Source organism: Burkholderia sp. MSHR3999 (assembly GCF_000833595.1).
Lineage (GTDB): Bacteria > Pseudomonadota > Gammaproteobacteria > Burkholderiales > Burkholderiaceae > Burkholderia > Burkholderia ubonensis.
In genome coordinates this window covers 1782378-1797188 of record NZ_JRFO01000001.1, presented here as the reverse complement: position 1 = coordinate 1797188, position 14811 = coordinate 1782378, and the positions used below count along the sequence as shown (strand labels likewise).

Below are 14811 nucleotides of genomic sequence, written 5' to 3'. Positions count from 1 at the left end.
AATGAAAAACCCGGCCAATCGGCCGGGTTTTTTTGTCGCTTCATGCGCAGCGGCGGCTTAGAACTGCCACCACGACTTCTTCGCGCCGGGGCGGGCCTTGCCCGTCACGTACGGGCTGTCCGGGAACGTGCCCGCGAGCACGCGTTTCGTGTCCTCGGCGAGTTGCGGCTGCTGCAGCTTGTCGTACGACAGGATCATGATGTGCAGCGCGTCCTCGATCGCCGGCGCACCCTTGTATTCCTTGATCGCGAGCTGCGCGCGGTTGATCGCCGCGACATAGGCGCCGCGACGGTAGTAGTAGTCGGCGGCGTGCACTTCGTGCGACGCGAGCGCGTTGACGATGTAGCGCATTCGGGCTGCCGCGTCGGGCGCGTACTTGCTCTTCGGAAAGCGGTCGACGACGACCTTGAATGCGTCATACGATTCGCGCAGCGCCTGCGGGTCGCGCTCGCTCATGTCCTGGCCGGAGAAGCGGCCGAACAGACCGAGATCGTCGTTGAAGTGGATCATGCCCTTCAGGTAGTACGCGTACGGGATGTCGGGATGATCCGGGTGGAGCTGGATGAAGCGGTCGACGGCCTGGTCGGCGGCAGCCGGTTCGTTGTCCTTCCAGTTGCAGTACGCGACGTTGATCTGCGCCTGCTGTGCGAAATGGCCGAACGGGTCGCGGCCCTGCAGCGCTTCGAAGTACTTCGCGCACTTGCCCCAGTCGCCGCCGGTCAGGGCATCCTGAGCCTCTGAGTATAATTTGTTGTTCGACCAGGTCGCGGTCTCGTCCTGCTTCTGCGGCAAGCCGTGGCAACCCGCGATGAGGGCTGCGGCCGCAACCGCCGTTGCCCGGGCGGCGACGGTTATTGCCGCGCGTTTGGTCGAATTCATCATGCTCGCATGTCCTAGCTTCAAGTCTCGGTGACCCAGTCTAAATGACCCGTTCTAATTCGCTGAATGCCCGGAAGGGCAAGTCAAATCGCGAAGATTATAGCCCAAGCGATCGGCCCGCCGACGCCGCTCCCGGCGATTCGCTCGATGACGACCTCATCGGCGATGCGCTGCCGTCGTCTGTCGCGCCGTCCACCACGGCCGACGATGCGCCGCGTGTCGTCGAAGTCCCGCCGTCGCTCGCCGGCGAACGCCTCGACAAGGCGCTCGCGCAACTGTTCCCCGAATTCTCGCGCAGCCGGCTGCAGAGCTGGATCGACGCGCAGCGCGTGCGCGTCGACGGCGCGCCCGCGAAGATTCGCCAGCCGGTGCCGCTCGGCGCGACGATCGAGCTCGTGCCCGACCTGCTGCCGGAGCAGCTCGCGTTCACGCCGGAGCCGGTGCCGCTCGACATCGTCTACGAGGACGACGCGCTGGTCGTGATCAACAAGCCGGCCGGCCTCGTCGTCCATCCCGCCGCCGGCAACTGGAGCGGCACGATCCTCAACGGCCTGCTGCATCGCTACGGCGACGCGGCGGCCGGCCTGCCGCGCGCGGGGATCGTCCACCGCCTCGACAAGGAAACCTCGGGCCTGATGGTCGTCGCGCGCACGCTTGCCGCGCAGACCGACCTGATTCGCCAGCTGCAGGCCCGCACCGTGAAGCGCCGCTATTTCGCGCTCGTCTGGGGCACGATGCCCGACGAAGGCACGATCGACGCGCCGATCGGCCGCGATCCGCGCGAGCGCACCCGGATGGCGGTCGTGACCGGTGCGTCCGGCAAGCCGGCGCGCACGCATTTCCGCACGGTTGACACATGTCTGTGGCAACGTCAGCCGGTTTCCGCGATCCAGTGCGATCTCGAGACGGGCCGCACGCACCAGATCCGCGTGCATTGCGCGCACGCCGGGCATCCGCTGCTCGGCGATCCCGTGTACGGGCGCGCGCGCGGCAAGCGCTCGGTGACGCCGCTGCCGGACGGTTTCGCGCGGCAGGCGCTGCATGCGTGGCGGCTTGGTCTCGTGCATCCGGTGAGCGGCAAGACGATGCAATGGCGCTGCCCGCTGCCGGACGACATGAACGTGCTCGTCGCGGCGCTCGGGTTCGGGCAGGACGATGGGGAATTCGACGACGACGACGGTGTCTACGACGATGATTTCGGCGGCGACTATCACGACGATGAGCCGTACCTGGACGACGAGGAGGAGTGAGTGGCGATGACGAACCTGGCGCCGTTGACGTGGCAGGACTGCGTGCAGCCCGACTGGCAGGTGTCGCCGCGCGTGCGTGCGCTGGTCACGACGCGCAACGGCGGTGTCAGCGAGGGCCCTTACGGGCGCTGGCTGGACGGCGTCGCGCTGCCGGGCGGGATGAATCTCGGCCTGCATACCGGCGACGCCCCGGCCCATGTCGCCGAGAACCGCGCACGACTGCTCGCGCTCGCGGGCCAGCCGCGCGCCGCATGGCTCGATCAGGTTCACGGCGCGCGGATCGTGCGTGCCGACGAGGTGATCACAGCCGATTCCGGATCCGCGGCGCCGGCGCAGGCCGACGCGAGCGTGACCGATCGCGCGAATGCGGTATGCGTCGTGATGGTCGCCGATTGTCTGCCGGTGCTGCTGTGCGATGCGCAGGGGCGCGCAGTCGGCGCGGCGCACGCGGGCTGGCGCGGGCTCGCGGCCGGCATCGTCGAGCAGACCGCCGCGCGCGTCGCAGCGCTTGCCGGCGGCGCGACGGATGGCCTGCACGCGTTCCTCGGGCCGGCGATCGGCCCGGATGCGTTCGAGGTCGGCGCGGACGTGCGCGACGCATTTCTCGACACGACCCCGCAGTCGGAGCATGATGAAACCGGCCGCGCATTCGTCGCGATCGAAGGCGCGCCCGGCAAGTATCTCGCCGATCTGTACGCGCTGGCGCGCTTGCGCCTGGCGCGAGCGGGCGTCGTGCGCGTGAGCGGCGGCGGCGCGTGCACGGTCGCCGAGCGTTCGCGCTTCTATTCGTACCGGCGCAATCGCGTGACGGGCCGCATGGCCGCGGCGATCTGGCTGGCCGACTGACACGGTGCGCGCACGGACTTGATGCAATGCGGAATCGGTTTATCCCGATATTTGCGCGGCATTGCGCCGCGGCGTCCGCAGTCAAAAGAAAATATGTGAAGTCAAGCGAATCAAAATGCTCCGGGTTCGTCGAAAGCCTTGTCCTGTCTGTTTTGCGCGGATTATCTCGATGTATAACGGTGAGCGGGACGCTGCTTTGATCCAACGCTTCACATGGGGAAAACGATAATGATAAAAATACCGCACTGCGGCAGAATCTGGAGGCGCCTCTCCAGTGCATGACGGCCCGGCTCGATCGGCCGGCACGCCGCGCCGCGAGCAGGATTTCTACGATTGACGCTCAGGAATCACCGGTAAGGCAGGTAATGACAGCATCGAAAAACTCGTCGACGTCCGCACAGGCGGACACTTCCACGGGCCGCCAGGCATTCGATCAGGCAGTCCAGCCGATGCAGCAGATGTTCGAGGCGTGGTTGAGCGCGTGGCGGGGCTTCGCGGACCCGGCGCGCGCGGCAACGGCGTCGGCCGCGACGAATCCGTTCGCGACGTTCCAGTTTCCCAAGTCGTTTCCGTTCCAGGTGCCGTCGATGCCCGATTTCGGCGGCGCGGCGTCGCCGTTCGCGGGCCTGAAGCTGCCGGTCGCCGCGATTGCCCCGGAGCGCCTGCAGAAGCTGCAGGCCGACTATGCGCGCGACTGCGTGACGCTGATGCAGCAGGCGAGCGCCGCGAAGCCCGAGGCGCCCGAACTGAAGGATCGCCGCTTCAGCGGCGACGCATGGAAGGCGTCGCCCGCGCACGCGTTCGCCGCGGCGTGGTACCTGCTCAACGCGCGCTACCTGCAGGAGCTTGCCGACGCGCTCGAGACCGATCCGAAGACGCGCGAGCGGATTCGCTTCACGGTCCAGCAGTGGACGGCCGCCGCCGCGCCGAGCAACTTCCTCGCGCTCAATCCGGACGCGCAGAAGTCGATCATCGAGACCCAGGGCGAGAGCCTGCGCCAGGGGATGATGAACCTGCTCGGCGATTTGCAGCGCGGCAAGATTTCGCAGACCGACGAATCGCAGTTCGTGGTCGGCAGGAACCTCGGCTGCACCGAGGGCGCGGTCGTCTACGAGAACGACCTGATCCAGCTGATCCAGTACAAGCCGACGACGGAGACGGTGTTCGAAAGGCCGCTCCTCATCGTGCCGCCGTGCATCAACAAGTTCTACATCCTCGATCTGCAGCCCGAGAATTCGCTCGTCGCGCACGCGCTGTCGTGCGGCCACCAGGTGTTTCTCGTGTCGTGGCGCAACGCTGACGCGTCGGTCGCTCACAAGACCTGGGACGACTACATGAACGAAGGCATGCTGGCCGCGATCGATGCGGTGCAGCAGATCAGCGGCCGCGAGCAGATCAACACGCTCGGCTTCTGCGTCGGCGGCACGATGCTGGCGACCGCGCTCGCGGTGCTCGCGGCGCGCGGCGAGCACCCGGCCGCGTCGATGACGCTGCTCACGGCGATGCTCGACTTCTCCGATACGGGCGTCGTCGACGTGTTCGTCGACGAGGCGCACGTGCAGATGCGCGAACAGACGATCGGCGGCAAGAACGGCACGCCGCCCGGGCTGATGCGCGGCGTCGAGTTCGCGAATACGTTCTCGTTCCTGCGCCCGAACGATCTCGTGTGGAACTACGTCGTCGACAACTACCTGAAGGGCCGCACGCCGGCGCCGTTCGACCTGCTGTACTGGAACAGCGACTCGACGAACCTGCCCGGCCCGATGTACGCGTGGTACCTGCGCAATACCTATCTCGAGAACCGGCTGCGCGTGCCGGGCGCGCTGACCGTGTGCGGCGAAGCGGTCGACCTGTCGCGCATCGACGTGCCGACGTTCATCTACGGCTCGCGCGAGGATCACATCGTGCCGTGGCAGACGGCCTACGCGTCGACGTCGATCCTCACGGGGCCGTTGAAGTTCGTGCTGGGCGCGTCGGGCCATATCGCCGGCGTGGTCAATCCGCCCGCGAAAAAGAAGCGCAGTTACTGGGTCAACGACGACAGCCTGCCCGAATCGGCCGACGACTGGTTCGCCGGCGCGACCGAGCAGCCCGGCAGCTGGTGGCCGGCCTGGATCGAATGGCTCGATCAGTACGGCGGCCGCAAGGTGGCGCCGCGCGCGCAGCTCGGCTCGCCACAGTTCCCGGTGATCGAGCCGGCGCCGGGCCGCTACGTGTTGCAGCGCGATTGACGAAAACCGGACGGCGGCGCACGCTGTCCAATGCGCCGCAGTTTTTTTAACAGGGCGGGGAGCGATGCGCCGTGTCGCGCCGGCCCGGAGGAAATGGAAATGACGGACGTAGTGATCGTATCGGCCGCGCGGACCGCGGTCGGCAAATTCGGCGGCACGCTCGCGAAGATCGCGGCGCCGGAGCTGGGCGCGACGGTGATTCGCGCGGTGCTGGAGCGCGCCGGCGTGAAGCCGGAGCAGGTGAGCGAAGTGATCATGGGCCAGGTGCTGGCGGCCGGCTCGGGCCAGAACCCGGCGCGGCAGTCGCTGATCAAGGCCGGGCTGCCGAGCGCGGTGCCGGGGATGACGATCAACAAGGTGTGCGGCTCGGGCCTGAAGGCGGTGATGCTGGCGGCGAACGCGATCATCGCCGGCGACGCGGAGATCGTGGTCGCGGGCGGGCAGGAGAACATGAGCGCGGCGCCGCACGTGCTGCCGGGCTCGCGCGACGGGTTCCGGATGGGCGACGCGAAGCTGGTCGACACGATGATCGTCGACGGGCTGTGGGACGTGTACAACCAGTACCACATGGGGATCACGGCGGAGAACGTCGCGAAGGAATACGGGATCACGCGCGCGGAGCAGGACGCATTCGCGGCGCTGTCGCAGAACAAGGCGGAAGCGGCGCAGAAGGCCGGGCGTTTCGACGCCGAGATCGTGCCGGTGGCGATCCCGCAGAAGAAGGGCGAGCCGCTGCAGTTCGCGACCGACGAGTTCGTGCGTCACGGCGTGACGGCGGACGCGCTGGCGGGGCTGAAGCCGGCGTTCGCGAAGGACGGCACGGTGACGGCGGCGAACGCGTCGGGGATCAACGACGGCGCGGCGGCGGTGCTGGTGATGTCGGCGCAGAAGGCGGCGGCGCTGGGTCTGACGCCGCTGGCGCGGATCAAGGCGTACGCGAACGCGGGGGTGGACCCGAGCGTGATGGGGATGGGTCCGGTGCCGGCGTCGCGCCGGTGTCTGGAGCGCGCGGGCTGGACGCCGGGCGACCTGGACCTGATGGAGATCAACGAGGCGTTCGCGGCGCAGGCGCTGGCGGTGCACAAGCAGATGGGCTGGGACACGTCGAAGGTGAACGTGAACGGCGGGGCGATCGCGATCGGTCATCCGATCGGGGCATCGGGCTGCCGGATCCTGGTGACGCTGCTGCACGAGATGGTCAAGCGCGACGCGAAGCGCGGGCTGGCGTCGCTGTGCATCGGTGGCGGGATGGGCGTCGCGCTCGCGGTCGAGCGTCCGTAATCCCGCTGTCCGGTTCTCGGCGCCGGCCGTGAGGTCCGGCCGGCGCCGCGTGAAGTCAGAGGGGCCCCGGCGGCTCCCGAAACCAAAAAAATGGAGTGGGATTTATGTCTCAGCGAATTGCTTACGTAACGGGCGGCATGGGCGGCATCGGCACCAGCATCTGCCAGCGCCTGTCGAAGGACGGTTTCAAGGTGGTCGCGGGCTGCGGCCCGAACTCGCCGCGTCGCGTGAAGTGGCTCGAGGACCAGAAGGCGCTCGGGTTCGACTTCATCGCATCGGAAGGCAATGTCGGCGACTGGGACTCGACCAAGGAAGCGTTCGACAAGGTCAAGGCCGAGGTCGGCGAGATCGACGTGCTGGTCAACAACGCGGGCATCACGCGCGACGTCGTGTTCCGCAAGATGACGCGCGAGGACTGGACCGCCGTCATCGACACGAACCTGACGAGCCTGTTCAACGTGACGAAACAGGTGATCGACGGCATGGTCGAGCGCGGCTGGGGCCGGATCATCAACATCTCGTCGGTGAACGGCCAGAAGGGCCAGTTCGGCCAGACCAACTACTCGACCGCGAAGGCCGGCATTCACGGCTTCACGATGGCGCTCGCGCAGGAAGTCGCGACGAAGGGCGTGACGGTCAACACCGTGTCGCCGGGCTACATCGGCACCGACATGGTCAAGGCGATCCGTCCGGACGTGCTCGAGAAGATCGTCGCGACGATTCCGGTGCGTCGGCTCGGCGCACCCGAGGAGATCGGCTCGATCGTCGCGTGGCTCGCGTCGAACGATTCGGGCTTCGCGACGGGCGCCGACTTCTCGCTGAACGGCGGCCTGCACATGGGCTGAGCCCCCGAGCCGCGCGGGCCGGGTGGCCGCGCGGCTCGGCGTTTGCAAAGGGGCCCCGCCGCCCGTATTGCGGGCGGCGGGGGATCGTCACTGCGCTGCGCTGGCACTTAAAGGCGTTACATGACTACTACAAAGAAAACGGCTGAACGGCTCATCAAGAAATATCCGAACCGCCGGCTCTACGATACCGAGACAAGCACGTACATCACGCTTACCGACGTGAAACAGCTCGTGCTGGACCAGGAGGATTTCAAGGTCGTCGACGCGAAATCGAGCGAAGACCTGACCCGCAGCATCCTGCTGCAGATCATCCTTGAAGAGGAAAGCGGCGGCGTGCCGATGTTCTCGTCATCGATGCTGTCGCAGATCATTCGCTTCTACGGGCATGCGATGCAGGGGATGATGGGCACCTACCTGGAGAAGAACATCCAGGCGTTCATCGACATCCAGAACAAGCTCGCGGACCAGTCGAAGAACCTGTATGAGAACAATGCGATGAATCCGGAGATCTGGTCGCAGTTCATGAACATGCAGGCGCCGATGATGCAGGGCATGATGACGAGCTACATCGAGCAATCGAAGAACATGTTCGTCCAGATGCAGGAGCAGATGCAGAATCAGGCGAAGTCGATGTTCAGCTCGTTTCCGTTCAAGCCGCCTGGCTCGGAGCCGGAGAAGAAGTAAGCGGATAGGCGGTGCGGGCGCGCAACGCGCCGCGCCGGGGTCGCGCGGGATGGACGCAAGTCTGTCGTATTGCGCCAAGGTCGCCGCATGTCGTGCGGACTCGTGGTCCGCTGCGACGGCGGCGCCGTTCGATGCCAGGGGCCGGTCGTTCGCATCGGCGCCTGCGGGGTTCGTGGCTCTCCGATGCGCGGAGCAAGCCTGAATCGCTGCCGTAGCGTGTTGCTCCCGGTTTCCCGATCTTCCGCGCACGACAGATGCGGGTGGATTTCGTGCGCCGAAAAAAAGTGGCGTCAGGCAACCGCAAGAGAGGCCGACCGGCGAATGCCGGCGGCCGACATGAAAATAAAAGTTAATCGCCGTTGCCGTCGACTAACCGCGAGGTGCGCTTATCGAATCGCGAAACGAGTTGCTACCGTTCCGTTAGCGCATCCATTGCCGTAGACGAAGAAATTCCGGTTGTCGTTATAGGCGGAATAGATGATCGGGAAAAATTCCTTCGTGCTGAACGCGTAGGAGCCGTCGGCAATGACGACCACCAGATTGCCGCTGGTATCCGTTTCGACCTTGTCGATCTTGCCGGCTTTGCACAGCGTATCAGCAGACGCATAGGAAGAGGCGAGCATCATGGCAGTAAAAAGCATCGGTGCAATCTTTTTCACGATTTTTCCTTTATGAGTGAATCGATGATGTAGTTTTTGACGCGGTTGATGCTCGGTGAGGTGGCGTTTGTTTTTATGAGAAACGGCGTCTGTGACCTTGTAGTTCGTTTTGGTTCTGCGGCTTCCCGATGTGGGTTATCTGTCTTGAAAGGTTGTCTGGGGTTTCGTGTTGCTTGGTAATTCGGTTGCAGAGTTCCCGTGCTGCGGTGCGCAACAGAGATTATGGTTTGGCATTGAACAATTCCAATTAAATTAATTTATCGTTTCTCTGGATTGATAAGCGGCCGGATTGATTTGATCTCTCGATATTGTGGCAGGTATTGTTCAGTGTGTTGGTGGTAGTTGTGGATGTCGTGAATAATGGTCGGCGATATTGAGCTGGGCAGTTAATGGCGAGATCGCGATGAGGTGAGCATTGGAGGTGCGCGGCAAGACGCTACTCGGCGGCCTTTGCGCAAGTTGCACGGGATATTTGCGTTTGTTGAATGGTGCATGATTTTGTTGAGTGACGTGTTTGTTTCTTGCTGTTATTAGGCTGATTGTTTTGCTGCCGTGTAACCGGGTATGGTTGATGTGATGTTTGGCGAAGGGTATGTTTTCAGTGCGTTCCCATCCTTGCATGGCTGCGCTGACCAATGCGTCACGACACAGAGAGTGAAAATGGAAGATTACATTAGATATGGCGATGTAGTTCGTTTCATTAACGGCTATCAGGGCGGTAGCTATCTCGGCGCAGGGGCGGGTCGACCATTGCCGGTGCCGTCGACGATGTCGGAACATATTCGTCCATAAATGGCTATGACGCTGTAACGCAATGGGTGATTTTTTCGCTCGGTGGCGCCACGGATAATGGGAATATAATTAGAAGCTGCGATCGGGTGGCCATTCTGGCTATCAAGAATGAGGCAGGTTTGGTGCTGTTCGGCAACACATTTTTGCCCAATGGTGATTTCGGTGTGGCGACAGGTAATGGGTCGGCTGTCTGGCACATTTTAATTGACTCAAATGCCAACGATAACCCGAGTCTCGTCGCCGGAGATCGGTTGCATCTTTTAAATGATTTCAATAACGGCGCCGGCTTTCTGGACACCCGCAACCACGCCAGTCCTGGCTCCGGTTTCCTGTTTAACGTCTCGGCTTCATATTTTTACAATCGTGATGCCGGTAGCGGAACATGGCAGGTCGTGCGAGCCTGAGCTTCAACTTCTTCGTGAACCCCATATTTTCGGGTTCGTCGCGGATTACCGGGGAGCGCGGCGCGGATCTTGGCGAAAAGCGACGACCCGGGCGAAGCCGGGTCGGAGTGAAGCGATCAAGCGGCAGGCGTGCTATTTCTCCGCAAACGTCCCCGCCTCGACCAGCACCATCTTGCTGGGGTCCAGATGCTTGCGGATGGCGGCGTTGACCTGGTCCACGGTCAGCGCGCGGATGCGCTCGGGATAGGTATCCAGGTCGCTCAGAGGGCGGTCCTGGAGCACCGTCTGAGTGAGCATGGCGGCCATCTGTCCCGTGGTTTCCATGGCGACTTGATGGCGGCCGATCATGCCGTCCTTGCGCGCATCCAGTTCCGCCTGGGTGATGCCCTGTTTCCACCAGGCTTCCAGTACGCGGCGGGTGCTTGCGACGCCCTTGTCCAGCAGGGGCGGGGCGAAGCTGGTGTTGACGAGGAATCCTCCGTCCATGAGGGAGAGGCCCGACAGGCTGGCACGGATGCCGTAGGTCAGGCCTTCCTTGTCGCGGACGCTCGCCATCAGCCGGCCGGTGAAGCCGCTGCCGAGGATGTTGACGGCCGCGCTCAAGGGCAGGAAGTCGGCGTCGTTGGCACGCACGTCGATGGCTTGACCCAGCATCACGCTGATGGACGCCTTGTCCTTCATCGCGATGCGCTGCGTGTCGGCCTGGTTCGCCTTGCGTGGCGGCCCCTGCCGCACGAGAGCCATGCCACCGCTCCAGCCGGCGAAAGCGTCGGCCACCCAGGACTGCAGGCGGCGAGGGTCCGCGCCGCCCACCACGACCAGGGTCATATGCGCCGGACCATAGTAGGCCCGATGAAACGCCTTGATATCGTCCAGCGTGGCGGAGGCGATGGCCTGGAGCATCCGCTCACGCGGCACCGGGGCGTTGAGGTGCGCGTCGGGGTAGATGGCTCGATACAGCGCCTCGGCGGCCTGCGCGGACGGATTTTCCCCTCTCTGGCGGACTTGAGCCTCCAGCCGGGTCTTGGCCTTGCCGAGTTCCTCCGCCTTGAAGGCCGGCAGGCGCAACTGCTCGGCCATCAACTCGATCAGCGTAGGCAAATCCTTGGTCAGGCTTTGCCCGCGTATGCCGACGTAGCCTCCCTCGGTCCGGAACGACAAGTGCGCGCCCAGGCTGTCCAGCAGCGCGGAGATGGCCACCTTGTCGCGGCGGGCGCTGCCTTCCTGCAGCAACATGCCGGTCAGCAAGGGCACGGCGGGATTGGCCGCCTTACTGGCCGCATCGGCATCGCCGAGCGGCATCACGCCGGACACGGACACCATCTCCTGCGGCGCCATGGGATAGACCAACAGGTCGATGCTGCCGGCCCGCGAGCGCACGACGCGATCGGCGATGCCCGCCTGAGCCGCGACAGGCAACCACAGCGCGGCGAACAGCACCAACCACGGCCGCAGGGAGTTGAAACGAACGCGCATCATGTGGATTTCTCCGGTACGAACCAGCCGGTGGTGCTCTGGTCTTCATCGAGGTACTTGCGGGCCACTCGCTGCACATCGGCGGGCGTGACTTTTTCCAACTGTTCCAGCTCGGTGACGAACCGGGTCCAATCACCCTGCGCGACCGCCTCGCCCAGCAGAGCGGAGGTCATGCTGACACCGTCGCGCTTGTAGATCTGCTCGGCCCGGTAAGGTCCCAACACCCGCTGGATATCCTCGCGGGTCACCCCGTGGGTCTTGATACGCTCCAGTTCGGCCCACGCGATTTTCTCGGCGTCCGCATGTCTGGCGTTGGGCGACAGGCTGATCGTGACCAGAAACGGACCGGGATCGCGCAGTGCAAAGAAGCTGGCTCCGGCATTCGTGGCAACCGCGGTGTCCACCAGCGTGCGATACAGCGGGCTGCTCTTGCCCTGGCTCAATACGAGGCCCAGCACGGTCAGCGCCGCCGCATCGGGATGCAGCGCGTTAGGCGCCTTGAACGCTATGATCAGATTGCCCGTTGCACCGGCCCGCTTGAGCACCAGCCGTCGCGGCCCCTGCTGCGGCGGTTCCTCGGTAGTCAACGCCGGGATCGCCGTGGGTGCGCGCGGGATGTCGCCGTAGTACTGCTTCACCCAGCCGAGCGCCTGCTCAGGCCGGAAGTCTCCGACCAGGATGACCACCGCATTGTCCGGCCAGTAGTAGGTGTCGTAGAAGGCTCGCAGCTTGTTCACGCTGGCATGCTCGATGTCGGTACGCCAGCCGATGGTGGGATGATGGTAGGGGTGCGCCTGGTAAGCGGTGGCCAGCACCTGCTGGAACAAGGCGCGGAAAGGATTGTTCTCGCCCTGCTCGTACTCGTTGCGCACCACCGTCATTTCGCTGGCCAGGTCTTCCGGGCGCAGCAGCAGGTTGCGCATGCGGTCGGCCTCGATGGCGATATAGCCTTCCAACGCATCGCGCCCGAGGGTGCCGAAGTAGTTGGTGCGGTCCATCGAGGTGGTGGCGTTGAAACTGGCGCCTACCCGCTCCATGTAGACGTTCAGCGAGTTGCCTTGTTCCCTGTTGTAGTGCCGGCTTCCCTTGAACATCAGGTGCTCCAGCAGGTGGGTGCCGCCGGTGGTGCCGGTGACCTCGTTGCGTGAACCCACCTTGTACAACACCTGGAGACTGACTACCGTCGCGGCAGGGTCGGGCATGGCCAGCACGGTGAGGCCGTTGGCGTCCAGGCGGTATTCGTCGATACCGCCCAGGGAGCGCACGTGGGTAAAACCCGGGACTTCGACCGGTTGGGCCATCGCCGTGCCTGCGATCAACAGGCATAGCGAGAGCCCTGTGCGTATCAAACGTCGTAATGACATGGAGTCGTCCTTTCGTTTCGGCAGGATGATTGCGGAGGGTTAGACGCCGGCCTGAGTGGCCGGCGAGAAGGGGGCGAACGCATCTTCGCGACCGTGCGCCCGGACAGATAGCGGTCAGTCATCCTTGCGTTCGTCCAGCGTGGCGAAGACCGTGCTTCTATCGTTGTCCGGTACGCAATGGTCGAAGGGGCTGTCGAGTAGCGCAACGACTGCGACGCACTTGATTATTGCAACACCACTTCAATTGGCGAGCCCGGCCGAGTCGCCGCTCACTGCACGTGCGGCAGCAACGCCCGCAACCAGAGCGCGACCGCGACGGCGCCTCCGTCGGGCGTGCCGATCGCGCGTTCGCCCAGATAGCTCGCACGCCCCGCGCGCGGCGTCATGCGGGCCGTTTCCTGCGCGCCGCGTTCGGCGGCTTCGACGGCTGCCGCCCATGCGGCGGCGCCGTTCCGATCGTCTTCAAGCGCACGGCCGAACGCGTCGACGGCCGGCACGAGCGCATCGAGCATCGTCCGGTCGCCGGCGCGCGCACCGCCCAGCTCACCGATCGACTCCACCGCACAGCGGAACGCCGTGGCCCAGTCGCGCGCCGATGGTTCGGCGACGTCGGCAAGGCGGCGCGACGCACGCAGCAGCGCGGTCGCATAGAACGGCCCCGAACTGCCCGCGATCGCGCGACGCAACGTGGCGCCCAGCGCCGCGAGCGCGCCGGCCGGCGTGCCGTACGCGGCGTCGGGCAATTCGAGAATCGCCTGCGCGGCCCGATGCATGCTCGCGCCGAGATCGCCATCGCCGGCCGCCGCGTCGAGTTCCGCCAGCGTCGCTTCGTTGTCGATCAGCGTGCGCGCGACCGCGTGCAGTGCCGGCCGCAGGCGCGCGGCCCATGCGCGGCCGGTTGCGTCGAGCGCTGCGGGTGGCGCATCGCGGGTTTCCGCGGCGGCCACCCGGATCTGCGGGTTGACAGCGCCGCCGCCCGGCCACGCGCGCGCCTGCGTCGGCGCGTCGAGCAACGCCGCACGCTCGTCGTTCAGCCGCAGCACGGAAATCGAGCAGCCGGGCATGTCGAGCGCCGACAGGAACGTGCCGGCCCATGCGCGTTCGACGGCGATGCCGCGCCGGCTCAGGTTGTCGTACGCGGCGCGCAGCACGATCGCCAGCTCCATGTCGGGCGTCGCGCCGAGACCGTTGACGAGCAGTGCGACCCGTTCGCCGCCGGCGAGGACGAGATCGCCGACGATGCTCGACAGCAGCGTGTCGACCAGCGCGTCGGCCGGCAGCGGCGCAGTGCGTTCGACGCCTTTTTCGCCATGGATGCCGAGGCCGAGCTCGATTTCGTGGTCGGCGAGGCGGAAGCCCGACTTGTCGGCGCCCGGAATCGTGCAGCCGTCGAGCGCGACGCCCATCGTGCCGAGATCGGCCGCGGCCTCGCGCGCGATCGCGGCGACGCGGGCGAGCGGCAGCCCGCGTGCGGCGGCGGCACCGGCGAGCTTGTGGATCAGGACGGTGCCCGCGATCCCGCGTCGCTGCCCGCGCTCGACGCGCTCGCGCAGCGACACGTCGTCGGCGACGACGACCGTCTCGACCGGAATGCCTTCCGCGCGCGCGAGTTCGGCGGCGAGCCCGAAATTGAGCCGGTCGCCCGTGTAGTTCTTGACGACGAGCAACGCGCCGTTCGGGCCGGCGGTCGCGCGGATCGCGGCCAGCACGGCGTCGGTGGATGGCGACGTGAACACCTCGCCGCAGACGGCCGCGCTCAGCATCCCGTCGCCGACGTAGCCACCGTGCGCGGGCTCGTGGCCGCTGCCGCCGCCGGAAAGGACCGCGACCGCGCGCTGCGACGGTTCGGGAAGCGTCTTGCGGACGAGCACGTGATCGTCGCCGAGGATCGCGAGATGCGGCGACTGCCGCGCGATGCCTTCCAGCATTTCGCGCACGACGTCGGACGGGCGGTTGACAAGCTTCTTCATGGCGGTGGTTTCAGGGTAGGTGACAGGGGCTTGGCCGAGCGCGCTTGCGTGTCGGACGACCTTCGCTTTCGTGTTTTTGGAGGCGGGCGCGCCGTTTGCCGGCCGCATGCGGCGACGCAACGGCCGTTGT

General features: G+C 65.4%; 12 protein-coding genes. 7 read left to right on the top strand and 5 right to left on the bottom strand.

Annotation, left to right across the window (positions count from 1 at the left end; genetic code table 11):
* Positions 1 to 57 precede the first annotated feature (57 nt).
* Complete coding sequence (locus KY49_RS08320) at positions 58 to 882, bottom strand: outer membrane protein assembly factor BamD (RefSeq protein ID WP_042584142.1); 825 nt, start codon at positions 880 to 882, stop codon at positions 58 to 60.
* A 41-nt stretch (positions 883 to 923) separates the two neighbouring features.
* On the opposite strand from KY49_RS08320, the gene KY49_RS08315 reads away from it, so the two are divergent.
* The 6 genes from KY49_RS08315 (at position 924) to phaR (ending at position 8016) form a co-directional block, all read left to right on the top strand.
* Positions 924 to 2129, top strand: coding sequence for an RluA family pseudouridine synthase (locus tag KY49_RS08315; RefSeq protein ID WP_042584141.1), 1206 nt, complete (start codon positions 924 to 926; stop codon positions 2127 to 2129).
* Between the two features lie 6 nt (positions 2130 to 2135).
* On the top strand, positions 2136 to 2975 hold the full coding sequence (gene pgeF / locus KY49_RS08310; protein ID WP_042584630.1) for a peptidoglycan editing factor PgeF: 840 nt from the start codon (positions 2136 to 2138) through the stop codon (positions 2973 to 2975).
* A gap of 365 nt (positions 2976 to 3340) precedes the next feature.
* Positions 3341 to 5206, top strand: coding sequence for a class I poly(R)-hydroxyalkanoic acid synthase (gene phaC, locus KY49_RS08305; RefSeq protein WP_042584140.1), 1866 nt, complete (start codon positions 3341 to 3343; stop codon positions 5204 to 5206).
* 99 nt (positions 5207 to 5305) lie between these two features.
* A complete protein-coding gene (locus KY49_RS08300) occupies positions 5306 to 6487 on the top strand; it encodes an acetyl-CoA C-acetyltransferase (protein ID WP_042584629.1) in 1182 nt (393 codons plus the stop codon).
* A gap of 104 nt (positions 6488 to 6591) precedes the next feature.
* Positions 6592 to 7332 (top strand): 3-ketoacyl-ACP reductase, encoded by a 741-nt coding sequence (locus KY49_RS08295; RefSeq protein WP_042584139.1) that lies wholly within the window; start codon positions 6592 to 6594, stop codon positions 7330 to 7332.
* Between the two features lie 120 nt (positions 7333 to 7452).
* Positions 7453 to 8016, top strand: a complete 564-nt coding sequence (phaR, locus tag KY49_RS08290) for a polyhydroxyalkanoate synthesis repressor PhaR (RefSeq protein ID WP_010092275.1) — start codon at positions 7453 to 7455, stop codon at positions 8014 to 8016.
* 386 nt (positions 8017 to 8402) lie between these two features.
* Here phaR and KY49_RS08285 read toward each other — a convergent pair whose 3' ends face one another.
* The gene (locus KY49_RS08285) at positions 8403 to 8675 is read right to left on the bottom strand and encodes a hypothetical protein (RefSeq protein ID WP_042584138.1); all 273 of its coding nucleotides are present in this window, start codon (positions 8673 to 8675) and stop codon (positions 8403 to 8405) included.
* A gap of 878 nt (positions 8676 to 9553) precedes the next feature.
* On the opposite strand from KY49_RS08285, the gene KY49_RS36990 reads away from it, so the two are divergent.
* Positions 9554 to 9871, top strand: coding sequence for a hypothetical protein (locus tag KY49_RS36990; RefSeq protein ID WP_156162456.1), 318 nt, complete (start codon positions 9554 to 9556; stop codon positions 9869 to 9871).
* A 132-nt stretch (positions 9872 to 10003) separates the two neighbouring features.
* Here KY49_RS36990 and KY49_RS08280 read toward each other — a convergent pair whose 3' ends face one another.
* The 3 genes from KY49_RS08280 to KY49_RS08270 all read right to left on the bottom strand — a co-directional run bounded on the left by KY49_RS08280 (position 10004) and on the right by KY49_RS08270 (position 14681).
* Entirely contained in the window at positions 10004 to 11350 is a 1347-nt protein-coding gene (locus KY49_RS08280) for a M16 family metallopeptidase (RefSeq protein ID WP_042584137.1), read from the bottom strand.
* Positions 11347 to 12711, bottom strand: coding sequence for a M16 family metallopeptidase (locus KY49_RS08275; protein ID WP_080414230.1), 1365 nt, complete (start codon positions 12709 to 12711; stop codon positions 11347 to 11349). Before KY49_RS08275 ends, KY49_RS08280 begins: the two co-directional genes overlap by 4 nt.
* Before the next feature lie 269 nt (positions 12712 to 12980).
* On the bottom strand, positions 12981 to 14681 hold the full coding sequence (locus tag KY49_RS08270) for a dihydroxyacetone kinase family protein (protein WP_042584136.1): 1701 nt from the start codon (positions 14679 to 14681) through the stop codon (positions 12981 to 12983).
* Positions 14682 to 14811: the final 130 nt, after the last annotated feature.